22 protein-coding genes are annotated in these 21,792 nt (G+C 74.5%); 12 read left to right on the forward strand and 10 right to left on the reverse strand.

The window, feature by feature from the left end; all coding sequences use genetic code 11:
- Nucleotides 1–102 precede the first annotated feature (102 nt).
- Nucleotides 103–510 carry a hypothetical protein gene (locus AB0D46_RS32915; RefSeq protein WP_362882942.1) on the reverse strand — a complete coding sequence of 136 codons (408 nt, stop codon included), beginning with the start codon at nt 508–510 and terminating at the stop codon, nt 103–105.
- 266 nt (nt 511–776) lie between these two features.
- On the opposite strand from AB0D46_RS32915, the gene AB0D46_RS32920 reads away from it, so the two are divergent.
- Together AB0D46_RS32920 and AB0D46_RS32925 are read left to right on the forward strand one after the other, a co-directional pair.
- Nucleotides 777–1,910: a hypothetical protein gene (locus AB0D46_RS32920; RefSeq protein WP_362882943.1), complete on the forward strand. Its 1,134-nt coding sequence runs from the start codon at nt 777–779 to the stop codon at nt 1,908–1,910.
- A gap of 36 nt (nt 1,911–1,946) precedes the next feature.
- A complete protein-coding gene (locus AB0D46_RS32925; RefSeq protein ID WP_362882945.1) occupies nt 1,947–3,047 on the forward strand; it encodes a phosphotransferase family protein in 1,101 nt (366 codons plus the stop codon).
- A 6-nt stretch (nt 3,048–3,053) separates the two neighbouring features.
- On the opposite strand, the gene AB0D46_RS32930 is transcribed toward AB0D46_RS32925, so the two are convergent.
- Nucleotides 3,054–3,491, reverse strand: a complete 438-nt coding sequence (locus AB0D46_RS32930) for a hypothetical protein (RefSeq protein ID WP_362882947.1) — start codon at nt 3,489–3,491, stop codon at nt 3,054–3,056.
- A 217-nt stretch (nt 3,492–3,708) separates the two neighbouring features.
- On the opposite strand from AB0D46_RS32930, the gene AB0D46_RS32935 reads away from it, so the two are divergent.
- The 4 genes from AB0D46_RS32935 to fxsA all read left to right on the forward strand — a co-directional run bounded on the left by AB0D46_RS32935 (nt 3,709) and on the right by fxsA (nt 7,663).
- Entirely contained in the window at nt 3,709–4,149 is a 441-nt protein-coding gene (locus AB0D46_RS32935) for an Lrp/AsnC family transcriptional regulator (RefSeq protein WP_030011705.1), read from the forward strand.
- Nucleotides 4,150–4,216: 67 nt separating this feature from the next.
- Nucleotides 4,217–5,851 (forward strand): amidohydrolase, encoded by a 1,635-nt coding sequence (locus AB0D46_RS32940; RefSeq protein ID WP_362882948.1) that lies wholly within the window; start codon nt 4,217–4,219, stop codon nt 5,849–5,851.
- 299 nt (nt 5,852–6,150) lie between these two features.
- On the forward strand, nt 6,151–6,933 hold the full coding sequence (locus AB0D46_RS32945) for a polyprenol monophosphomannose synthase (protein ID WP_362882950.1): 783 nt from the start codon (nt 6,151–6,153) through the stop codon (nt 6,931–6,933).
- Between the two features lie 142 nt (nt 6,934–7,075).
- Nucleotides 7,076–7,663: an FxsA family membrane protein gene (gene fxsA / locus AB0D46_RS32950; RefSeq protein WP_362882952.1), complete on the forward strand. Its 588-nt coding sequence runs from the start codon at nt 7,076–7,078 to the stop codon at nt 7,661–7,663.
- 111 nt (nt 7,664–7,774) lie between these two features.
- Here the strand turns inward: fxsA and AB0D46_RS32955 are convergent, their stop codons facing one another.
- The 3 genes from AB0D46_RS32955 to AB0D46_RS32965 form a co-directional block, all read right to left on the reverse strand.
- Complete coding sequence (locus AB0D46_RS32955; RefSeq protein ID WP_007262928.1) at nt 7,775–8,149, reverse strand: RNA polymerase-binding protein RbpA; 375 nt, start codon at nt 8,147–8,149, stop codon at nt 7,775–7,777.
- A 301-nt stretch (nt 8,150–8,450) separates the two neighbouring features.
- Nucleotides 8,451–9,821, reverse strand: coding sequence for an MFS transporter (locus AB0D46_RS32960; RefSeq protein WP_362882953.1), 1,371 nt, complete (start codon nt 9,819–9,821; stop codon nt 8,451–8,453).
- A gap of 66 nt (nt 9,822–9,887) precedes the next feature.
- Nucleotides 9,888–10,658: a glycerophosphodiester phosphodiesterase gene (locus AB0D46_RS32965; RefSeq protein WP_362882955.1), complete on the reverse strand. Its 771-nt coding sequence runs from the start codon at nt 10,656–10,658 to the stop codon at nt 9,888–9,890.
- 180 nt (nt 10,659–10,838) lie between these two features.
- Here AB0D46_RS32965 and AB0D46_RS32970 point away from each other — a divergent pair, with 180 nt between their 5' ends.
- On the forward strand, nt 10,839–12,341 hold the full coding sequence (locus AB0D46_RS32970) for a PLP-dependent aminotransferase family protein (protein WP_362882957.1): 1,503 nt from the start codon (nt 10,839–10,841) through the stop codon (nt 12,339–12,341).
- Nucleotides 12,342–12,350: 9 nt separating this feature from the next.
- Here AB0D46_RS32970 and AB0D46_RS32975 read toward each other — a convergent pair whose 3' ends face one another.
- Nucleotides 12,351–14,012 carry a hypothetical protein gene (locus tag AB0D46_RS32975; RefSeq protein WP_362882959.1) on the reverse strand — a complete coding sequence of 554 codons (1,662 nt, stop codon included), beginning with the start codon at nt 14,010–14,012 and terminating at the stop codon, nt 12,351–12,353.
- A gap of 50 nt (nt 14,013–14,062) precedes the next feature.
- A complete protein-coding gene (locus AB0D46_RS32980; RefSeq protein WP_030031218.1) occupies nt 14,063–14,257 on the reverse strand; it encodes a hypothetical protein in 195 nt (64 codons plus the stop codon).
- Nucleotides 14,258–14,561: 304 nt separating this feature from the next.
- On the opposite strand from AB0D46_RS32980, the gene AB0D46_RS32985 reads away from it, so the two are divergent.
- Both AB0D46_RS32985 and AB0D46_RS32990 read left to right on the forward strand, forming a co-directional pair.
- Nucleotides 14,562–14,963, forward strand: a complete 402-nt coding sequence (locus tag AB0D46_RS32985; RefSeq protein WP_362882961.1) for an ankyrin repeat domain-containing protein — start codon at nt 14,562–14,564, stop codon at nt 14,961–14,963.
- Nucleotides 14,964–15,305: 342 nt separating this feature from the next.
- The gene (locus AB0D46_RS32990) at nt 15,306–16,703 is read left to right on the forward strand and encodes a HEAT repeat domain-containing protein (protein WP_362882963.1); all 1,398 of its coding nucleotides are present in this window, start codon (nt 15,306–15,308) and stop codon (nt 16,701–16,703) included.
- A 53-nt stretch (nt 16,704–16,756) separates the two neighbouring features.
- Here the strand turns inward: AB0D46_RS32990 and AB0D46_RS32995 are convergent, their stop codons facing one another.
- From AB0D46_RS32995 to AB0D46_RS33005, 3 genes are read right to left on the reverse strand one after another with little or no spacing between them, the layout of a single operon-like run.
- Nucleotides 16,757–17,620, reverse strand: coding sequence for a biotin-dependent carboxyltransferase family protein (locus tag AB0D46_RS32995; RefSeq protein WP_362882965.1), 864 nt, complete (start codon nt 17,618–17,620; stop codon nt 16,757–16,759).
- Nucleotides 17,617–18,234 carry an allophanate hydrolase subunit 1 gene (locus tag AB0D46_RS33000; protein ID WP_362882997.1) on the reverse strand — a complete coding sequence of 206 codons (618 nt, stop codon included), beginning with the start codon at nt 18,232–18,234 and terminating at the stop codon, nt 17,617–17,619. Before AB0D46_RS33000 ends, AB0D46_RS32995 begins: the two co-directional genes overlap by 4 nt.
- A gap of 2 nt (nt 18,235–18,236) precedes the next feature.
- Entirely contained in the window at nt 18,237–19,016 is a 780-nt protein-coding gene (locus AB0D46_RS33005) for a 5-oxoprolinase subunit PxpA (protein ID WP_362882998.1), read from the reverse strand.
- 105 nt (nt 19,017–19,121) lie between these two features.
- On the opposite strand from AB0D46_RS33005, the gene AB0D46_RS33010 reads away from it, so the two are divergent.
- The 3 genes from AB0D46_RS33010 to AB0D46_RS33020 are packed head-to-tail and all read left to right on the forward strand — an operon-like array spanning nt 19,122 to nt 21,768.
- On the forward strand, nt 19,122–20,660 hold the full coding sequence (locus AB0D46_RS33010) for a hypothetical protein (RefSeq protein WP_362882966.1): 1,539 nt from the start codon (nt 19,122–19,124) through the stop codon (nt 20,658–20,660).
- Nucleotides 20,657–20,869, forward strand: coding sequence for a hypothetical protein (locus AB0D46_RS33015; RefSeq protein ID WP_362882968.1), 213 nt, complete (start codon nt 20,657–20,659; stop codon nt 20,867–20,869). Before AB0D46_RS33010 ends, AB0D46_RS33015 begins: the two co-directional genes overlap by 4 nt.
- Nucleotides 20,866–21,768, forward strand: a complete 903-nt coding sequence (locus AB0D46_RS33020; protein ID WP_362882970.1) for a hypothetical protein — start codon at nt 20,866–20,868, stop codon at nt 21,766–21,768. Before AB0D46_RS33015 ends, AB0D46_RS33020 begins: the two co-directional genes overlap by 4 nt.
- The last annotated feature ends 24 nt before the right edge of the window (nt 21,769–21,792 follow it).

Below are 21,792 nucleotides of genomic sequence, written 5' to 3' on the forward strand. Positions count from 1 at the left end.
GCCCACCGACCTGCCCGCCACGCACGCCCACCCCGGACCGCGGCCCCCCCCCCGGGGCGGCCGGCCGGGTGGGACGGCCACCGCCCCGGGACGGCCCGAGCGTCAGCCGCCGTACAAGGGCCCGCTCGGCCAGATCGGGGACGAGGCGACCCGGTGCCATTCGGGGTCGCGCAGGCCCGGCAGGGTGCGGCCCGCCTCGGTCCAGCGGGCGATGAGGTCGAGGTAGATGGGCGGATCGGGGTGACGTTGCCGGCCCGGCTGCCGGACCTCCCCGGGTGGCCGTTCCGCCGCCGACCGGCCCGCCTGGAGGCGCTCGGCCTGCGGCCGTTCGGCTTGCAGGCGCTCGGCCCGGAGGCGTTCCGCCTGGTAGCGCTCGGCCTGCGGCCGGTCCGCCGTGGGCGGCCGGTCCCCGAGCTGACGATCCGCCCGCTGAACCGATTCTTCGAATCCGGGCGGTGTGGGCCGCCTGCGGCGTCCCGTCCGTGACGGGGAGGACTCAACCGTGCTCATGCAGGGGCAACGCGGCGCGTCCGCCCCGGGTAATCGCCGGCCGGCCCCGCCCATCCGTTCGACCCCTCCCACCGGCCGCCCCCGCGCACGGCCCCCGCCCCGGCGCGCTTCGGCCCGCGAGGGGCGGAGCGGCGCGGGCCGGAGCCCGCCCTGGCCGAGCGTGCCGGGTTGTCAGGACGTGCCACAACTATGGCCCCGCGCCGACTTCCTGACGTACCGTCATATTCGCTGTGCGGCGTCCCGCCCCCGTGCCCTGGAGGTTTGTCATGCCCGCGGACCGTCCCGTCCCGCTCGACGAATACCCCGTCCACCAGGCCCCTTTGTCGATGAAGCACCTCGTCAGCGGCGACCGCAACGCCTACGACCGCTGCATCTTCCACGTCTTCGACCACGCCGGCCGGGCCCTCCTCATCCTGGGCCTGGGGGTCTATCCCAACGCCGGGGTCATCGACGCCTACGCCACCCTGCGCACCGGTGACCAACTCCGTGCCGTCCGGGCCTCCGACGCCCTCGGCGACGACCGGATGAACCTCTCCGTCGGCCCGCTGTCCGTCACCGTCGACGTCCCGCTCCAGAAGTTCACCCTCCGGTGCGACCCCGACCCGGCGGACCCCGACGGGCTGTCGTACGACCTCACCTGGACCGGCGCCTTCCCCGCCGTCTGGGAGCCCCACCACGTCCAGCGCCGCGGCGACCGGCTGATGTTGGAGGGCCGCCGCTTCGTCCAGGCGGGCGACGTCACCGGCCGCATCCGGGCCGGCGGCGAAGAGATCACCCTGGCCGCGGGGGAGTGGACCGGCACCCGCGACCGCAGCTGGGGCGTCCGCCCGATCCCCGGCGAGGACGGCGGCCGGGCGGCGCAGGAGCACCGCCCCGAGGGCTTCCACTGGCTCTGGATCCCGGTCCGCTTCGAGGACCGCTTCCTGATGGTCATCGCCCAGGAGGACGCCGACGGCCACCGCACCCTCAACGAAGCCGTGCAGGTCTTCCCCGAGGGCAGCGGCCGCCACGACGTCCAGCTCGGCTGGCCGCACACCGAGATCCGCTACCGGCCGGGCACCCGCCACCCCGAGAGCGCGGTCGTCCACCTCACCGATCCCTCCCGCAAGCCGCTGGAACTGGGCGTCGAGATCCTCGCCTCCTCCCCGCTCGCCGTGGGCGCCGGCTACCCGCCCGCCGACGACTGGCAGCACGGCAGCTGGCGGGGCCGCGGCTGGACCGACCGCCGCGTCTACGACCTCTCCGACCCCACCGCCCACCCGATGGCCGCCTTCGGCGTCACCGACCACTCGGCCCGGTTCACCCTCGACGGCCGGATCGGCCACGGGATCTTCGAACACGGCAGCTTCGGCCGCCACGACCCCACCGGCTTCGCGGACCACTCCTCCGTCGCCCCCTGACCCCCGCTGCCCGCAGCCCCGAAGGAAGGGCCGGTCATGGCCGCCACCGCTCCGCGTCCCCGCACCTCCACCCGCGAGCCCGAGGAACTCACCCGCCGGCTCGCCGCCTGGCTCGACGTACGACTCCCGGGTGCCCGCGTCACCGACGTCCGCGTCCCCGGCTCCAACGGCATGTCGAGCGAGACCCTGCTCTTCGACATCGAACACCCGCGCACCCCGCTGCGGGAGTGCGCCCTGCGGCTCGCCGCCGACCCGGCCGCCTACAGCGTGTTCCCCACCTACGACATGCCGCGCCAGCACCGCGTGATGGACCTCGTCGCCCGCCACACGGACCTGCCCGTCCCGCGCGTGCAGTGGCTGGAGGAGGACCCGGCGCCGCTGGGCGCCCCGTTCTTCGTCATGGCCCGCGCCGAGGGCCGCGTACCGCCGGACGTGATGCCCTACACGTACGAGGGCAACTGGCTGCACGCCGCCACCGACGCCGAACGCGCGGTGCTCCAGGAAGCGAGCATCTCGCTGCTGGCCCGCCTGCACGACGGGTTCCCGGCCGAGGAGGCCGCGTTCCTGCTGCCGCCCGGCAAGGGCAGTCCGCTGCGCCGGCACGTCGACGCGCAGCGCGCCTACTACGCGTGGGTGGTCGACGGCCTGGCCCGTTCGCCGCTCGTGGAGCGCGCCTTCGACCGGCTGGAGGAACTCTGGCCCACAGACGAGGGCGAACCCGTCCTCAACTGGGGCGACGCCCGCATCGGGAACGTCATCTACCAGCCCGACGGCTTCGAACCCGTCGCGGTCCTGGACTGGGAGATGGCCGCCTGCGCCCCGCGCGAGGTCGACCTGGGCTGGACGGTGTTCCTGCACCGCTTCTTCCAGGACCTGACCGTCGGCTTCGGCCAGCCCGGCCTGCCGGACTTCCTGCGCCGCGAGGACCTGGAACGCCGCTACGCGGAACTGACCGGCCACGTCCCGCGGGACATGGAGTTCCACACCCTGTACGCCGCCCTGCGGCACGGCATCGTGATGCTGCGCATCGCCTACCGGCAGGCGTACTTCGGGGAGGTCGAGGTCCCCGCGGACCCCGACGGCCTGATCCTGCACCATGCCGGACTCGCCGCCATGGTGCAGGGAACGTACTGGTAACCCGGCTCAGGCGGCCTGCGCGTGCCGGCGCATCTGCGGCAGCGGGGCCGCCGCCCACCGGACCGGACGCGAACCCGGACCGCCCACGTGGGAGAAGGGCTGCGTCCGCCAGTCCAGGCCCTGCGGCAGGTCGATCAGCACGACGTCCACCTCCGGCTGCTCCGTCTGGAGCAGGGCCAGGAGGGGAAGCGCGTCCGAGGCCGGCCGCCCGGTGCCCGCGCACACCGTGAGCCCGAACGGGTTCCACGGGGTCGGGCACAGCGCGTGCTGCGGCAGGTGCTCCTCGTCGGCGACGAGGGCGATCGACTGCGCGCAGTCGGGGCAGAGCGCGTGGTGGACGTCGAAGTCCTCGGGTTCGAGGTGTTCGTCGTCCTGCGCGTACGCGCCGTCGAGCAGTTCCAGGGGCTCCGGTTCGGTGCGACCGGCGCGCTTGGTGTTCAGCATGGATGTATTCCCCCTTGGATGGGCCGGGCGGGCAGGTTCTACGGCCACGGCCACAGCAAGCACTTCCCGTCGCGCGGCACGAGTAACCACGAGCGCCCGCTGTACGCCCGTACACGCCTGTGGCATTCGTCACATGCCCGCCGCAGGTGCCGCTTCTGCGTGGACAGCGCTGTGCCTGGAGCGGTTCCGGGCCGTAGGTTGAGCGGCTATGAGCGCAATGGAGGAGCTGGACCGCCAGATCGTTGATCTGCTCGTGCGGGACGGGCGGATGAGCTATACGGATCTGGGCAAGGCCACCGGACTGTCCACGTCGGCGGTCCATCAGCGAGTACGCCGGCTGGAGCAGCGCGGAGTGATCCGCGGCTACGCGGCCGTGGTCGACCCGGAGGCCGTCGGGCTGCCCCTGACCGCCTTCATCTCGGTCAAGCCGTTCGACCCCAGCGCCCCGGACGACATCGCGGACCGGCTGGCCGGCGTGCCCGAGATCGAGGCCTGCCACAGCGTCGCGGGCGACGAGAACTACATCCTCAAGGTCCGGGTGGCCACCCCGCTGGAGCTGGAGGACCTCCTGGGCCGACTGCGCGCCCTGGCCCACGTCTCCACCCGGACGACCGTCGTCCTCTCCACCCCCTACGAGGCCCGCCCGCCCCGGGTCTGACCCCGGGCCGGCGCCGGCCGGCCACCCGGGTCCCGGCGGACGCGGCGCAGGGGCCAGACTGGTCCGCATGACTGACCGCACCGCCGCCTCCGTCGACGCCGCCGGAGCCACCGCACCCGCCCGTACCGTCCTCCTGCGCGGCGGTGAGGTGCACAGCCCCGCCGACCCGTTCGCCACCGCGATGGTCGTCGAGCGCGGGCACATCGCCTGGGTCGGCTCCGAGGGCGCCGCCGACGCCTTCGCGCAGGGCGTCGACGAGGTCGTCGACCTCGACGGGGCACTCGTCACCCCCGCCTTCACGGACGCGCACGTCCACACCACCTCCGCCGGACTCGCCCTGACCGGCCTGGACCTCACGGGCGCCCGCTCACTGCCCGACGCGCTGGAACTCGTCCGGGCGTACGCCGCGGCCCGGCCCGGCGACAGGGTCCTGCTCGGGCACGGCTGGGACGCCGCCCGGTGGCCCGAACGCCGCGCCCCGCGCCGCGCGGAACTCGACGCGGCGACCGGCGGGCGCCCGCTCTACCTCAGCCGGATCGACGTCCACTCGGCGGTCGTCACCACCGCCCTGCTGGCCCTGGTGCCCGCGGTGCGGCCCGACGGGGACGAGCCGCTGACCCGCGACGACCACCACGCCGTGCGCCGGGCCGCGCTGGCCGCCGTCACCCCCGCCCAGCGCGCCGAGGCCCAGCGGGCCGCCCTGGACCGGGCGGCCTCCCTCGGCATCGGCTCCGTGCACGAGTGCGGCGGACCGGACATCTCCTCCGAGGAGGACTTCACGGCCCTGCTGGAGCTGGCGGCCGAGCGCCCCGGACCGCGCGTCTTCGGCTACTGGGCCGACCGCGACCTGGACCGGGCCAAGGCGCTCGGAGCGGTCGGCGCCGCCGGTGACCTCTTCGTCGACGGGGCCCTCGGCTCCCACACGGCCTGCCTGCACGCCCCCTACACCGACGCCCCGCACACCGGGACGGGCTACCTGGGCGCCGCCGAGGTCGCCGCGCACGTCGCCGCCTGCACCCGGGCCGGCCTCCAGGCCGGGTTCCACGCCATCGGGGACGCCGCCCTCACCGCCGTGGTCGAGGGGGTGCGCGCCGCGGCCGAGGAGGTCGGCCCCGCCCGGATCCGGGCGGCCCGGCACCGCGTCGAGCACGCCGAGATGATGACCCCGGCGACCATCGCCGCCTTCGCGGAACTCGGCCTGACCGCCTCCGTGCAGCCCGCCTTCGACGCCGCCTGGGGCGGGGAGGACGGCATGTACGCGGACCGGCTGGGCGCCGAGCGGGCGCGGACCCTGAACCCGTACGCGGCCATGCTCAAGGCCGGCGTCCCGCTCGCCTTCGGCTCGGACGCGCCCGTGACCCCCCTCGACCCGTGGGGGACCGTCCGCGCGGCCGCCTTCCACCGCACCCCCGAGCACCGGATCTCCGTACGGGCCGCCTTCGCCGCGCACACCCGGGGCGGCTGGCGGGCCATGGGCCGGGACGACGCGGGCACCCTCGTTCCCGGGGCCCCCGCCGACTACGCCGTCTGGCAGACGCGGGAGCTGGTGGTCCAGGCCCCCGACGACCGGGTCGCCCGCTGGTCCACCGACCCCCGCTCCGGCACCCCCGGCCTGCCGGATCTCGGTCCCGGCGCCGAGCTGCCGGTGTGCCTCGCGACGGTCGTCGGCGGCCGGGAGGCATTCGTACGGCCACAGGGGTGATCCGCCCGGCCTCGGTTCGGTCCGGGCGGTCGGCGCCGGATAGGTTCGGCCGGGTCCACCACAGGACGCCCGTACCGGACGGAGCCGTCCGCTCAGCGCACCCGCGCCTCGGGGGCGAGGGAAGGTTTCGCCGGCCGGCAGGTGGCTCCGGATCGGGGCCCGGCGGTCCAGTAGACAACGGTCACGGCCTCCCGCAGCCGGCGGGGGGCCGAGCCGGCCCGAAGGCCCGCCGGCCCCGATCGCTGTTCTAAAATCATCCAAGAGTGACGGGACGTACCAGGCGGGCTGGACGCGAAAACATGCAAGGGGACCACGTGAGCGACGGCGGACAGCGGACCAGTGGACCGCTCGGCACCACCCTGGTGATCATTCCGACGTACAACGAGGCGGAGAACATCGGTCTCATCGTCGGCCGGGTGCGCGCGGCGGTCCCCGAGGCCCACGTCCTCGTCGCGGACGACAACAGCCCCGACGGGACCGGCAAGCTCGCCGACGAGCTGGCCGCCGACGACCAGCAGGTGCACGTCCTGCACCGCAAGGGCAAGGAGGGCCTCGGCGCCGCCTACCTCGCGGGCTTCGCCTGGGGCCTGGAGCACGGCTACGGGGTCATCGTCGAGATGGACGCCGACGGCTCCCACCAGCCGGAGGAACTGCCCCGCCTGCTGACGGCGCTCCAGGGCGCCGACCTCGTCCTGGGCTCCCGCTGGGTGCCGGGCGGCCGGGTCGTGAACTGGCCCCGGAGCCGGGAGTTTCTCTCCCGCGGCGGGTCCACCTACTCGCGGCTCATGCTGGACGTGCCGATCCGCGACGTCACCGGCGGCTACCGGGCGTTTCGCCGCGAGACCCTGGAGGGGCTCGGCCTGGACGAGGTCGCCTCGGCCGGCTACTGCTTCCAGGTCGACCTGGCGCGACGCGCCGTCCGCAAGGGCTTCCGTGTGGTGGAGGTGCCCATCACCTTCGTCGAGCGCGAGCTCGGCGACAGCAAGATGAGCAAGGACATCGTGGTCGAGGCCCTGTGGCGGGTCACCCAGTGGGGCTTCAAGGAGCGCGCGGCGAAGCTGACGGGCAAGCGCCCCTCCTGACCCCGCCCGGGGCCCGCGAGACCGTTCCCCGTGTCGTTTGCGCAGGTCCGGCCGTATGTCGGGAGCTCCGGGCATCCCCTAGGGGAAGCCCGGTACCTCCGACTGAGCCCGTTCTTAACCCGGCCCGGGCACACTGGGTGGTATGACGACCGGCATTTCGACGGCCCCCCGGCGGCGCTCGCCCGCCCGTACCTTCATCCCCCTGGCGGTCGCCGCCTGGCTCATCCTGGAGATCTGGCTGCTCGGCCTGGTCGCCGGCGCGGCCGGCGGCCTGACCGTCGCGCTCCTGATCGCCGGCTCCATGCTGCTCGGCGTGGTGCTCATCAAGCGGGCCGGGCGGCGCGCGTTCCAGAACCTGACCCGGACCTTCCAGCAGGCCCAGGAGCAGGCCATGGCCGGCCAGGTCCCCTCTCCGCAGCCCACCAAGGGCTCGGGCAACGGCCTGACCATGCTGGCCGGACTGCTGTTCATCCTGCCCGGCATGCTCTCCGACGTGGCCGCGCTGCTCCTGCTGCTGCCGCCGGTGCGGGCGCTGATCGCCCGCCGGACCGAGCGCGCCGTGGAGCGCCGGATGGCGGCCGCGGGCCCCGGCAGCCTCGGCGACGCCTTCAACCAGGTCCGCATCCACCAGCCCGACGGCAAGGTCGTACCGGGCGAGGTCATCCGCGAGGACGGCCCCGACGGCCGGCGGGGCCCCGACACCTCCTACCGCCCGCCGCTGACCCCGTAGCCCGTAGGGCCCGCCGGCGCGCTCGGACGCCGCAGGCACGGGAAAGCCGAGGGGCCCCGCCACGGTGTGTGGCGGGGCCCCTCGGCTTGTCGCGTGATCCTTCGTCCGTTGTCAGGCGGACTTGCGGCTGTCCCGCGGATGCACGGCAATGTTCATGGCGCCGGAACGCAGGACGGCCAGCCTCTCGGCCAGCACCTCCTCCAGCTCCTCGCGGGTGCGTCGCTCCATGAGCATGTCCCAGTGCGTTCGCGCAGGCTTGCCCTTCTTCTCTTCGGGCCCGTCCCCGTCCACCAGGAGTGCCATGGCGCCGCACGCCTTGCACTCCCACTCCGGCGGAATTTCTGCTTCTACCGAGAACGGCATCTCAAATCGATGTCCGTTCTGGCATGCGTACTCCACCGCCTGGCGCGGGGCCAGATCGATGCCGCGGTCCGTCTCGTAGCTGGTAACCACGAGCCGCGTACCGCGGAGAGCTCGCTCACTCATGAATCGTGCCTCCCGGGCTTGTCGCCCACAGGACAGGTGTCGCTGTCGTCGTCATCCGGTCAACGTCCGGTCGGCGGTATAGATTCCCGCTCCGGGTCGTGCGTCGCCCGTCGTGCCGCCCCTTGTTGTACCCACCACTGCCCGTTTTGTCACATCTGGCAGCAGATGTCACCCAACGTCCACATTTCTTGAGCGCGCAGTAACGGTCCGGCTGGCAGGCCAAAGGCGTACACTACCGGCCCTTCGCTTCAACGTCGAAATTCGTTCCGAATTCGTATCCGCGTCCAGGTCGGATCAGCCCTCAGACCCGCTCCGGAACAGGATTGCCCGCCGCCTCCACCGCGCGCCGCACCGGCACCCTCGCGAGGAGCACGAAACCCAGTGCGAAGAAGACCACCAACGAGATGATCGCGTCCCGGTAGCTGCCCGTGAGCTGGAAGGTCAGCCCGAAGACCAGCGGTCCGATCCAGCTCAGACCGCGGTCGCTCATCTCGTACGCGGAGAAGTACTCGGCCTCCTTGCCCGCCGGCACCAGGTGCGAGAACAGGGAGCGCGACAGGGCCTGGCTGCCGCCGAGCACCAGTCCGATCATGGCGGCCAGCGCGAAGAACCACACCGGGGTCCGGGCCGGCAGGAAGTAACCGGCGGCCAGGGTGAGCGTCCACGCGACGAGCGAACCGAGGATCGTCCGCTTGGCCCCGTACGTCCGGGCGAGCCGGCCCATGCCCAGCGCCCCCGCCACCGCCAGCACCTGGACCAGCAGCACCGCCACGATCAGCGTGGACTGCTCCAGCTCCAGCTCCTCCGAGCCGTACACCGAGGCCTGCGAGATGACGGTCTGGACCCCGTCGTTGTAGACCAGGTAGGCCAGCAGGAACGAGAGGGTCAGCGGATAGCGCCGCATGTCCTTCAGCGTCGCGACGAGCTGGCGCCAGCCGCTGACCGCGGGCGCGCCGCCGGCCTCCTCGACCACGGCCCGGTCGCGCAGCCTGCGCAGCGGGACGATCGCGAACGCCCCCCACCACACGCCCGCCGACGCCAGACAGATCCGGACCGCCTCGCCCTCGGAGAGCCCGAAGGAATCGTGCCCCTGGAACAGCACCAGGTTCAGCAGCAGGACGAGGGCGCCCGAGGTGTAGCCGAAGGCCCAGCCCCGCGAGGAGACCGTGTCCCGCTCCTCGGGCGTGGCGATCTGGGGCAGGAAGGCGTTGTAGAGCACCATCGACACCGCCAGCGAGGCGTTCGCGACGATCAGCAGCAGACCGCCCAACAGGTAGCGGTCGCCGCCCAGGAAGAACATGCCGGCCGTCGCTGCCGCGCCCGTGTACGCGGCCACCGCCAGCAGCGGCTTCTTGCGCCCGGTGCGGTCCGCCGCCGCGCCCACCAGCGGCATGATCAGGACGGCCAGGAGCACCGACGCGGACACCGAGTAGGCGAAGAAGGAGCCCGCGCGCACCGGCACGCCCAGCGGGTGGACGTAGCCCTCGGCGTCCGCGGCCGCCTTCGCCACGGCGGTCAGGTACGGGCCGAGGAACACCGTCAGCACGCTCGTCGAGTAGACCGAGCAGGCGAAGTCGTAGACGTACCAACCGTGCTGCTCGCGCTTGCGCGCGGCGGCGGCCCCACCGTCCTCCGCGCCGGGTTCCGTTCTGCTGTCCGTCCGTTCGCTCATGAGCGCCCCCTCGCTGGTCCCCGTACCGCCCGGCCCGTCGACCCGGGCGCGGCGGCCCGGGGCACGTCAGGCCCAGGCGCCGCGCCGGTCCAGCACCGTGCGCAGGATGTCGATCCGGTCGGTCATGATGCCATCGACACCCAGGTCGAGCAGTGCCTCCATGCGTTCCGGTTCGTTCACGGTCCACACGTGCACCTGGAGGCCCCGTTCATGCGCCGTGCGCACGAACCGCCGGTCGACCACCCGGATCCCCGCCTGCGTCTCCGGCACCTGCGCCGCCACCGCCCCGACGCGCAGGGCCGCCGGGATCGCGTACGAGCGCAGCCGCAGTCCCACCACCCCGCGCACCCCGTACGAGGTCGCCAGCCGCGGGCCGGCGAGCTTCTGCGCCCGGGCCACCCGGCTCTCCGAGAACGAGCCCACGCACACCCGGTCCCAGACCCCGGCGCGCGCGATCAGGTTGACCAGCGGGTGCAGCGCCGACTCGGCCTTCAGGTCGATGTTCCAGCGGGCGTCCGGGAACTCCTCCAGCAGCTCCTCGAACAGCGGCAGCGGCTCGCTCCCGGCCACCCGGACCTCCCGCAGCCGCTTCCAGGGCAGCTCGGCGATCCGCCCGCTCCCGTCCGTCACCCGGTCCAGGGTCGCGTCGTGGAAGGCGACGAGCTTCCCGTCGGCCGTCGCGTGCACGTCGGTCTCGAAGTACCGGTACCCGGCGTCGCAGGCCCTGCGGAAGGCGGTGGCGGTGTTCTCCAACCCGTCCGCGGCCCCGCCCCGGTGGGCGAAGGGAATCGGAGCCGGGTGGTCCAGATACGGGTGGCGAAGGCGTACGTGAGTCACGGCCGCAGTATGCCTGCTGCGCCCCGCGGGTCGACCGCGGCCGCATGGCCACCCGGTGAACGCGGAGCCCCACTGGCCCGGGCGGACCGCGCCGTGGCACCCTGGGCCCGCGCAGTCAATCCAATACCGGCCCCTCACCCCCGCCCAACGGGGCCAATTCGACGAAGGTGGCCCGACGCCATGGCTCAGTGGACCTCAGCGGTCGGCGCCGCGCAGCTCGCCCGGCTCATCGGCTCGCAACAGGAGCGCCCCGGCGCACCGGGCACCCGCAAGCCCCCCGCGTACCGCACCCTGGCCGACGGCATCCGCCTGCTCGTCCTCGAAGGCCGCGTGCCGGTCGCCGCCCGGCTGCCCGCCGAACGCGAACTCGCCGTCGCCCTCACCCTGAGCCGGACCACCGTCGCCGCCGCCTACGAGGCCCTGCGCGGCGAGGGCTTCCTGGAATCGCGCCGCGGCGCGGGCAGCTGGACCTCCGTACCGGCCGGCAACCCGCTGCCGGCGCGCGGCCTGGAACCCCTGCCGCCCGAGTCCCTCGGCTCGATGATCGACCTCGGCTGCGCCGCTCTCCCGGCCCCCGAGCCCTGGCTCACCAAGGCCGTCCAGGGCGCCCTGGAGGAACTCCCGCCGTACGCGCACACCCACGGGGACTACCCGGCCGGGCTGCCCGCGCTGCGCCGGATGCTCGCCGACCGCTACACCGAGCGCGGCATCCCGACCATGCCCGAGCAGATCATGGTCACCACCGGGGCCATGGGGGCCATCGACGCCATCTGCAGCCTCTTCGCGGGCCGGGGCGAGCGGATCGCCGTCGAGTCCCCGTCCTACGCCAACATCCTCCAGCTGATGCGCGCCGCCGGGGTCCGCCTCGTGCCCGTCGCCATGGCCGAGGGACTGACCGGCTGGGACATGGACGTCTGGCGGCAGGTGCTGCGGGACTCCGCGCCGCGCCTGGCCTACGTCGTCGCCGACTTCCACAACCCGACCGGGGCGCTGGCCTCCGACGACCAGCGGCGCGCGATGGTCGAGGCCGCCCGCTCGGCGGGGACCGTCCTGATCGCCGACGAGACCATGGCCGAACTCCGGCTGGACCCGGAGCAGGCCATGCCGCGCCCGGTCTGCTCCTTCGACCCCGCCGGGAGCACCGTCGTCACCGTCGGCTCCGCCAGCAAGGCCTTCTGGGCGGGGATGCGCATCGGGTGGGTCCGCGCGGCCCCGGACGTCATCCGCAGCCTGGTCGCGGCCCGCGCCTACGCCGACCTCGGCACCCCGGTCCTGGAACAGCTCGCGGTGAACTGGCTGATGCGGACCGGGGGCTGGGAGGAGGCCGTCGGGATCCGCCGCGAGCAGGCCCGGGGCAACCGGGACTCCCTGGTCGCCGCGGTGCGTCGGGAACTGCCCGACTGGGAGTTCGAGGTGCCGCGGGGCGGGCTGACCCTGTGGGCCAAGGCGGGCGGGCTGTCCGGGTCGCGGCTCGCCGAGGTGGGGGAGCGGGTCGGCGTGCGGGTTCCCTCGGGGCCCCGGTTCGGCGTCGACGGGGCCTTCGAGGGCTACGTCCGGCTGCCGTTCACCGTGGGCGGCCCGGTCGCCGACGAGGCCGCCGCGCGGCTGGCGGCGGCGGCCCGGCTGGTCGGCACCGGGGCCGGCGGGGGCGGCGCGGAGCCGCCCCGTACGTTCGTGGCCTGATCCGGGGGCTCACGGCGCGTCGGCCGGGACCTCGGGGATCTCGGAGGCGTCGATCGAGGAGCCCTGCGCCTGCGCGGGCGGTTGCGCCCGCAGCTGCCCCGACAGGGTGGCGTGCTCCTCCCGGCGGGCGTCCTCCCGGTCCGTCGGCCCGTCGGCGCCGGCTCCCCGGCGTTCCGGCAGCAGCTCCAGCACCGCCTGCCGGTGGGCGGGGTGGGCGGCGTCGTCGTACGGGTCCGGCGTCGCCGGCACCTGGAGCCGGTGCACCGGGCCCACGCCCAGCCGGGCGTAGCCGCGCCCGGGCGGGAGCTGCGGGGTGGGGGTGGTGTGCGGCGGCAGCCCCAGGACATCGGTGATCTGCTGGACGGTCGCGGGCCCGAGGACCACCCGGGCCCGGGTGTGCTGCCAGACGGCGTCGTTCAACAGTTCCAGGTGCTCGAACTGTTCGGCGACGACCACCGTGACGTGCGCGGCGCGGCCGTGCCGCAGCGGCACCTGGAGCTGGGCGAGCGGATCGGGCCGTCCGTCGGCGGCCGCGAGGTGCGCGAGCACGCTGGGCCGGTCCAGCAGGACCCACAACGGGCGCCGCGTGTCGTCGGGGGCGGGCCGACCCGCCTCGCGGGCCCGGTGCGTGGCGATCAGGCGCCGCTCGGTCTCCTGGGCCGCCCACTCCAGGGTGGCCAGGGCGCCGGTCGGCCCGCACTCGACGGCGAGCACGCCCTCCCGGCCGGACAGGCAGGTGTACTCGCCGCTGCCGCCGCCCTCCACGACGAGGACGTCCCCGTCGTGGCGCAGGGCCTGCAGGGCGATCGAGCGCAGCAGGCTGGACGTGCCGCTGCCGGGCGTGCCGACGGCCAGCAGGTGGGGTTCGGTGGAGCGGGGTCCCGTACGCCAGAGCACGGGCGGCACGTCGCGCGGTTCGCCCCCCTCCACGACGGGCAGGGTGCGCCGCACCCCGCCGGCGTCGGTGAAGCCGAGGACGGTCTCGCCGGGGGAGGTCACGAACGGCTGGGCGGCGATGCCGGTCGGCAGCGCGGCCAGCACGCTCAGGCAGAGTTGGTTGCCCTCCTCGTCCCAGTCGAAGAGGTACTCCCGGCCGCGCCCGGACTTGGCGTGCAGCAGGGCCTCGATCCGGGTCCGTGCGGTGGCCTCGCCGTCGGCGAAGTAGGCGGGGTAGCGGATCAGGAGCCGGGTGAGGCGGCCGGCCCCGTCGAACTCGTAGCCGCTGAAGGCCTGGTCCCAGCTGCCGCCGTGGGCGAACAGGGGGCTCGGGTCCTCCGCGATGGAGAAGTACGGCACGAGGGCTTCGTAGAGGGAGCCGAGGCGTTCGCCCTCGGCGTCGCTGGGTCCCGTTCTGACGGGGGTGCGGTCGCGTCCGTGCCAGGCCGCCGCCGCCATGAGGGTGATCAGGGCGAGGAGCGGCCCGTACGGGACGAGGCCGACGGCGAGGGCGCAGGCCGCCCCCAGGAACAGCGCGGGACCGCGCTTGTCCTTGGGGGTGTCGGCCCACTTGCGTCGCCCGGTGGAGGCCAGGACGCGCAGCCCTCGTCCGATGACGAGGAGCGGATGGAGGACGTCCGTGGCGTTGTCGGCGGCCGAGCGAGCCAGGTCGCGGCCCCGTGCCAGCGACGGGGCGCCGCTGCTGAGGATTCGGGGGAGTGGGCGCCGTGCCACGGTCGTCTCCTGGAGTCGTGGGTGGTGCGGGACGGAGCGGTCGGGGCGGTCTAGAGCTTGATCCCGCCGAGCAGGCTCGCGAGGCTCGCCGTACTCGCCGTGATGCTCGGCGCGATGGCGGAACCGGCGAGGAAGAAGCCGAAGAGCGAGCAGACGAACGCGTGCGTCAGCTTCATCCCGTCCTTCTTGAAGAACAGGAAGCAGATGATGCCGAGCAGGACGACACCTGAAATGGACAGGACCATGAGCGTTCTCCTGGTGGGTGGGGACGGTCACCATCAGTTCTTCCAGGCTCACAGCAAGTATCAATGCGACAAAAGGTGCATACGGGTGAATCGGCGTGTTTTTCACTTGACCGGCCCCTCCCGGCTGGCGCGTCCGCCCCGGAGGGTGTTGCCGGGATCCTTGCCTTGAGACGCCCCCACCATGTCCCGGAACGGGCGCTACCCTGGCGATTCATCCGTACGGACGCAGTGCCGTGCGTCCCCCTGCCCTCGTGGCCTGGGGAAACTCTTGCCTGCAAGCAGCGAGTGAAAGGCGGTACGACCGATGAGCGAGCACCAGGACGCTCCCGACGAGGACGTCATCGAACTGGCCACCAAGATCTTCGACCTCGCCCGTCAGGGTGAGACCGGGAGCCTGGCCGCCTACCTCGACGCGGGCGTGCCCGCGAACCTCACCAACGACCGCGGCGACACCCTCGTCATGCTCGCCGCCTACCACGGTCACGCCGACGCCGTCGCGGCCCTCCTCGCCCGCGGCGCCGAAGCCGACCGCGCCAACGACCGCGGTCAGACCCCGCTCGCCGGAGCCGTCTTCAAGGGCGAGGAGGCCGTCATCCGCGCGCTGCTCGCCGGCGGGGCCGACCCGAACGCCGGCACGCCCTCCGCCGTGGACACGGCCCGCATGTTCGCCAAGGCCGACCTGCTGGAACTCTTCGGAGCCAAGTAATCCGCTTTTTCCCGTGCCCAGCCCGGGCCGGGACCGGCCCGCGACCTCACGGGTTGGTCACAGCGGCCTTAAATGTGGTCGCGGCACACAAACCGCCTGGGTCATCATGGCGTCGGATTCGATTCGCGGACATGACGGACGGGCAGGAGCGGGCTGGACACGACGGGTGTCCACACCCACCCCTGCCGCACCGGCCGTCACGGTCGCGAAGCACCGACGAGAGTGAGAAGGCAATGGTCTACACCGAGCGGAACCTGACGGCGAACGTCCTCACATGCTGTTACGCGGCCCTGTGAATCTCGATTCCCGGTTGCGTCCCCAGCTTGATTTGAGGCCATTCCCATGTTCGAACCAGTCATAGCGCCGAGCGGCACGCTGCTCGGGCTCCTCCAGCGGGGCCGCGGCGACGGCACGCTGCACGCCCTCGCGGCGCCCCGGCCCGAGGCCCTCGCGGCCCTCGACCAGTGCGTGCTCCGCGACCCGCGCCAGGACTGGCAGGTCGAGAACCGCTCGCTGTACTACGCCCGCCTGTACCTGGACCTCGACGGGCCCCTCGGCGCCATCGAGACCCACCTCTTCGGCGCCGAGGACCTCCTCGACGAGGAGGACCACCGGACCGGCCTCGCGCTGTCCGTCCTCGGCCACCTGGCCTCCTACGGACGCGACGACGCGCTCATGCTGCTGCGCCGGTACGCGGCCTCCGGCGCGAACTGGGCCTGGGCCCTCGACGAACTCGCCCTGCGCGACGACGACGAAGGCCTGCGCTCCCTCGCCGAGCCGGTGCTCGCCCGCTTCCCCGCCGACCCCGATGGTGAGGCGCGGCTGGCCGCCGCCGTGCGCGACGCCTACGAGCCCCGCCCGTGGTGCCTGTGGGAGGAACTGCCCCCGTACGGGGAGCGCCTGCGCGCCGCCCGGCAGCAGGGCTCCTTCGACCGTTGGCAGCGGCAGCTGACGCCCAGCGGCCCCCGACCCGGCTGGGGGGTCCAGGCCGTCTTCGACTGGGCCGCCGACGGGCTGCGCCGCGGCACCCCGCTGCACGTGCCCGCGGCCCGCTGCCTCGCCGCCGTCGCCGCGCCCGAGGACCGCTCCGCGATCCTCGCGGCGGCCGCCGGGGCCTCGGGCGAGGCCGCCCGCGCCACCGCCCTGCACCACCTGGTCCTCGCCGAACCGGACAACCCGGCCGTCCTGGACCTCATCGAAGCCGCCGGGGACGAGCCCGCCGTGGCCGCCTACGAACGCATGTGCGGACCCGCCGCCCTCGACCGGGCCCGCCGCTGGATCCACCGCCCCGACGCCCTCGGAGCGGCCGCGGCGGCCCTCCTCGCGGCCCGTGGCGGCCCCGAGGACGCCGCACTGGTCCTCGGAGCCCTGCGCTCCACCGTCCGTGGCTGCGGCCCGGACACGATCCGCCTCTTCACCCTGGTGGACGGCGCGGGCCGGCTCTCCATCGGCTGCGCCGCCCCGGTGCTGCGCCACATCTACCGCGAGACGGCCTCCTCGCACCTGCGAGGTCGTGCCGCCCGGGCCCTCGCGAGCACGGACCCGACCTTCGCGGCCGGCTTCGCCGTCGAATGCCTGTGGGACTGCGAGGAGACCACCCGCGAGGTCGCGGCCCGCCACGCGGAAACCGCGGACGCCCGCGTCACCCCCCGCCTCCGTCGCCTCGCGACGGACCCGGCGGAGGAGGAGGACGTCCAGTCGGCGGTCCGCAGCCGCATCACCCCGGAATCGGCGGTGTAGGAACCATCCCCGGGGTCGGGGCGCGCGGCCCCCGGCCCGACCGCCGGCCCCCCCTACGCCCCCACGAACCGAACCCGGGTGCCCGGGCGGGCCTGGGCGGCGGCGTTCAGGGCAAGGCCCTCGGGGACGACGCCGACCACCGGGTAGCCGCCGGTCACCGGGTGGTCGGCCAGGAACAGTACCGGGAGGCCGTCCGGGGGGACCTGGACCGCCCCGAGGACCATGCCCTCGCTCGGCAGCTCACCCGTTCGGGCGCGGACCAGCGGGGGGCCGGCCTCCGTCCGCAGGCCGATCCGGTTCGACGCCGCCGACACCCGGTACGCCGAGGTGAGCAGCGCCCGCAGCGAGGACGCCCTGAACCAGTCGGCCCGGGGACCCGACCGCAGCGGCAGGACCAGTTCGGTCGGGGGCGCCGGCGCGGGCAGGGTGTCCGCCCCCCGGATCGGATCCGGGCCCGGGGTGCCCACCGGGAGCAGCGTTCCGGACGTCAGGACGGCCGGGCCCAGCCCCGACAGCAGGTCCGTCGAGCGACTGCCCAGCACCGGCGGGACGCGGAACCCACCCCGCACCGCGACGTAGCCCCGCACTCCCGGCTCCGCCCGGCCCACGTCCAGCTCCGCCCCCGCCGGGAGCCGGACCGGCGCTCCCCAGGCAGCCGGCCGGCCGCAGACCCGTACCGCGCAGGGAGCGCCCGTCACGGCCACCGTCACCGGGGTCAGGGCGCGCAGGGCGACCCCGTCGAGGGTGGTCTCCAGCACCGCCGCGTCGGGCGGGTTGCCCAGCAGTCGGTTGGCCAGGGCGTACGCCCCGAGGTCGAGCGCCCCGGACCGGGGCACCCCGAAGTGGGCGTACCCGGGCCGGCCGAGGTCCTGGACGGTGGTCAGGGCCCCCGGGCGCAGCACCAGCAGCCCGCTCATGACCCACCCTCCGTGAACCGGACCCGTACCCCGGGCGCGAACAGGGCCGCCGGTCGCCGGGCCGGGTCCCACAGCACCGCGCCGGTGGAGCCGATCAGCTGCCAGCCGCCGGGGGAGGAGCGGGGGTAGACGCCCGCGTACTCGCCGGCCAGGGCGAGGGAGCCCGCCGGGACGGCCGTGCGGGGCGTGGCGCGGCGGGGCACGCGCAGGTGTGGGGGCAGCCCCGTCAGGTACCCGAAGCCGGGGGCGAACCCGCAGAAGGCCACCCGGAAGACGGTGCCGCCGACCAGGCGCGGGACCTCGTCCGGCGCCACCCGCCAGGCGGCGGCCACCTCCGCGAGGTCGGGGCCGTCGTACCGGACGGGGACGGTGACCAGCGGCCCCTCGGTGTCCGCGAGGGCCGGAACCTCCCAGCGGGCGATCCGCCCGGCCAGGGCTCCGGGATCGCGCACCCCGTCCAGCAGGACGGTCCGGGCGGCGGGCACGACCTCCCGTACGCCGGCCAGCTCGCCCGCGTCGCGCCGGCGCAGCACCTCGGCGTGCAGGGCGGCGACCTCGGCGGCCGAGCCCACCTCGATGAGGAGTCCGCGCTCGCCCACCGGCAGCAGGTGCATCCTCACGCGAAGGCCGCCACTTCGACCCCGGCGCCGCCCAGGGCCTCGCGGACCCGGCGGGCGAGGTCGGCGGCGCCCGGGGTGTCGCCGTGCACGCACAGCGAGCGCGCCGCCACCGCGACCGGGGTCCCGTCGGCGGCCGTGACCGCGCCCTCGGCGGCCATCCGGACGGCCCGGGCGACCACCGTGTCCGGGTCATGGAGCACCGCACCCGGCTCGCCGCGCGGGAGCAGGGTGCCGAGGGCCGTGTACGCCCGGTCGGCGAAGGCCTCCGCGACGGCGTCCAGGCCGGCGTCGCCGGCGGCGGCCAGCAGCAGCGAGCCGGGCAGGCCCAGGACCGGCAGGCCCGCCGCGCCGGCCGCGAGGCGGATACCGGCGACGACGGCGCCCGCCTGGCCCGCGTCGTGGACGGTGCGGTTGTACAGCGCGCCGTGCGGTTTCACGTACGACACCCGGGATCCGGCGGCGCGCGCGAACACCTCCAGTGCCCCGATCTGGTACGCCACCTCGTCCGCCAGTTCGCCCGGCGGCACGTCCATCGAGCGGCGCCCGAAGCCCGCCAGGTCGCGGTACGAGACCTGCGCGCCGATCCGTACGCCCCGCTCGGCGGCCAGCTCGCAGACCCGGCGCATGATCGACGGATCGCCCGCGTGGAACCCGCAGGCCACGTTCGCGCTCGTCACCACCGACAACAGCGCCTCGTCGTCGGTCAACGTCCACCTCCCGAAGCCCTCGCCGAGGTCGGCGTTCAGGTCGATCGCGGCCGCGCGGGGTGTGATCATGGAAGCCATGCCGCGAGCGTAGAACAGCGCGACCGCTGCCGGGGAACAGTGCGCCCCGGCCGTTCGCGGCGCCGGGGACGATCCGGCCGAACCATGCTGTTTGGGATGTTGTCCGTGTCAGCGCCTAGTCTTTCCGTCGTGACTCTCCCTGCCCCGGCGAAGACCCTTCCGTCCCCGGCGCCGGGCCCGGCCGCCGACGAGGGCCTGGCCCGGCGGCTGCGCGCCCTCGCCTGCACCGCCCCGCTGCACGACCTCGACGTCCGCAAGGCCAATCTGGCCGGCGAGTACGGGGTCTACGCGATGGCGGAGGTCGCGCTGTCCGCGATCGACCTGGTCACGCTGAACATGGACTTCGACACGGGCGCGGACGCCGAGCAGATAGTGGCCAGGCTGCTGCCGCGCGTCGCGGCCCAGGCGCCGTCCCGCCCGGCGGCCGAGCACGAGCGGGTCGCCCGCTGGGTGCTGGAGAACCTGATCAACGTCGGCAGCGTGGACCGCGGGTTCCGCGCGATCTACGGCACCTTCGGGCCCGACGGCGTCTACGTCCGCCGCGACTACGACTTCAAGCTGATCGAGGAGGTCCCCGGCTACGGCGGCGCGGTGTACCTGCGCACCACGGACGAGGCCGTCAACGTCCTGGTCGGAGCCCTCGACACCGATGTCACCAGCGCGCAGATCGCCGCCGAGGTCAAGCTGGAGGTGCTGATCAGCCGCGGCCGGCTCGCCGACGCCCAGCTGGCGGCCGAGCAGGCCCGCTACCGGACCGTCCAGTACGCGGAGACCCTGCGGCGCACGCTCGACGCGACGCGGCGCAACGTCCGGGCCGTGGACTGGCTCCAGGCCGTCCCCGACATGATTGCCGAGGCCCTCGACCACGTCGCCGACCGCTACCGGCACGAGAACGCGATCCTCACCAACATCCGCAAGGCCCGCGACGAGGCCGAGGACCCCGACAACAAACGGCGCGCCGCCGAGCTCGTCGACATCGTCAAGGACTGCATCCGCCGGCACACCCAGCTCCAGTCCCGACTGCTGGACGCGGGCCCGCTGTTCCGCGCCGAGCAGGACCGGCAGGCCTTCGCCGCCCCCGCGCCGCGCTCCGGGATCGACCTGTACGGCCAACTGGTGGCCCCGGTGCTGCCCCTGCCGCTCGAACAGGCCGTCCGGGTCACCGACGCCTTCTTCGCGGCGGGCACCGGGCTGCGCACGCCCGTCTCGGTGCGCGTCGCCGACCTCGTCGAGATCCTGCTGACCCCGCCCCTGGAGCGGGAGCACCTCGGCGTGGAGATGCCGGAGCCCGACCTCATCGCCACCCCCGACGACAGCCGCTTCAGCGAGGAGCAGCTCGCCGCCGCGAACCGGCTCCTGGACCTGCCCCACGACGCCCCGCGCCGACTGTCCGGGCTGCTGGCCGAGGCCCGCCGCGGCGACCCGGACCTGCCCTACCTGGTGGCCCTGCTGACCCTCCACGCGGCGAGCCCGGCGGTGGGTACCGCGTACCGGCAGGGCGAGGAGCGGCTGCTGTTCGCCGTGGACGACGGGACCCGGCTCGACGACCCCGAGTTCGGCGGGGCCGACCTCATCGTCGGCACCGCCCTCCTGGACGCCGCCGGCATGGCCGCGGACCGTTCGGAGGCGGCATGACCCCCACCCGGGCGGGCCGCACCACCGGCCCCGACGCCCGTACCGCCGGCGGACCCGGGCGGGTGGTGGACCCGGCACCCCGTGCGGGCCGCATGCCGTGTACGGGCCGCATGCCCCGTACGGGTCGCATGCCCCGTACGGCCCGGACGACCGGGCCCGGAACCACCGCACGGAACCACCACCGCACCGCCGAGGAGACCCACCCGTGAGCGACCACCACGCCGCGCACCCCGCGTGGACCGAGCCCGATCCGGCGTCGGCGCCCGCCGCGGCCGTCTCCTCCGGGGCCCTCACCCCCGCCGACGCCGCGGACGCGGCCCGGCTCGTCGCGTTCGGGCTCCAGCCCAAGCTGCTGCCCGCCCGCGACGCCGAGTACGCGGAACTGCTGCGCCGCTACCGCGAGGACCCCGGCTTCGGCCGGCTCGCCGACGCCGTCGCCACCGGGCTCGGACTCGTCGTCCTGGAGGTGTCCCCGCGCGCCGGGATGGCCGTCGCCGCCGGCGAGGACTCCGTCTTCGCCGTCCGCATGGGCGACTACGCGCGCCGCACCACCGCCGACGGCGGCGACCGCTTCCTGCACGGCCTCGCCCACCTCGCCGTGGCCGCCCTCGCCTTCCCCCGTCCCGAGGACCTCGCCGACGACGGCTACATCGGCCGGATCACCGTCAACGGGGTCGACTCCTTCGTCCGGCAGACCTGCCGCCGGCTGGAGGAACGCGCCGGGGAACTCGGCGAGAACACCGACCCGGCCTCCGACGCCCCCGGTCTGGAGGCCGCCTGGCGGGTCTGGACCCGCCGCAGCGCGACCGGGGCCACCAAGGACGCCCGCCGCCTCGCCGGTTCCACCACCGGCATCGTCGGCAAGGCCGCCGCGTTCCTCACCGAGTCCGGCTTCCTCCAGCGCACCGGCGACGACTCCGGCGGCACCTACCGCACCACCCCCCGCTACCAGCTCCAGGTCCGCGACATGGCGGGCAGCTCGGCCATGGCCGAGCTCCTGGAACTCGGCGTGGTCCCCGTAGGCGACGGTTCCCCCACCCTGCTGCCCCCGCCCGAGGGCGACGACCTGGACCTCGCCGCCGACGCGGGGCTCCCCTTCCACGCCTGAGCCGCACGCCCCTTCCGTACGTAC

The organism is Streptomyces sp. NPDC048383 (assembly GCF_040651775.1).
In the GTDB taxonomy this organism is placed as follows: Bacteria; Actinomycetota; Actinomycetes; order Streptomycetales; family Streptomycetaceae; genus Streptomyces.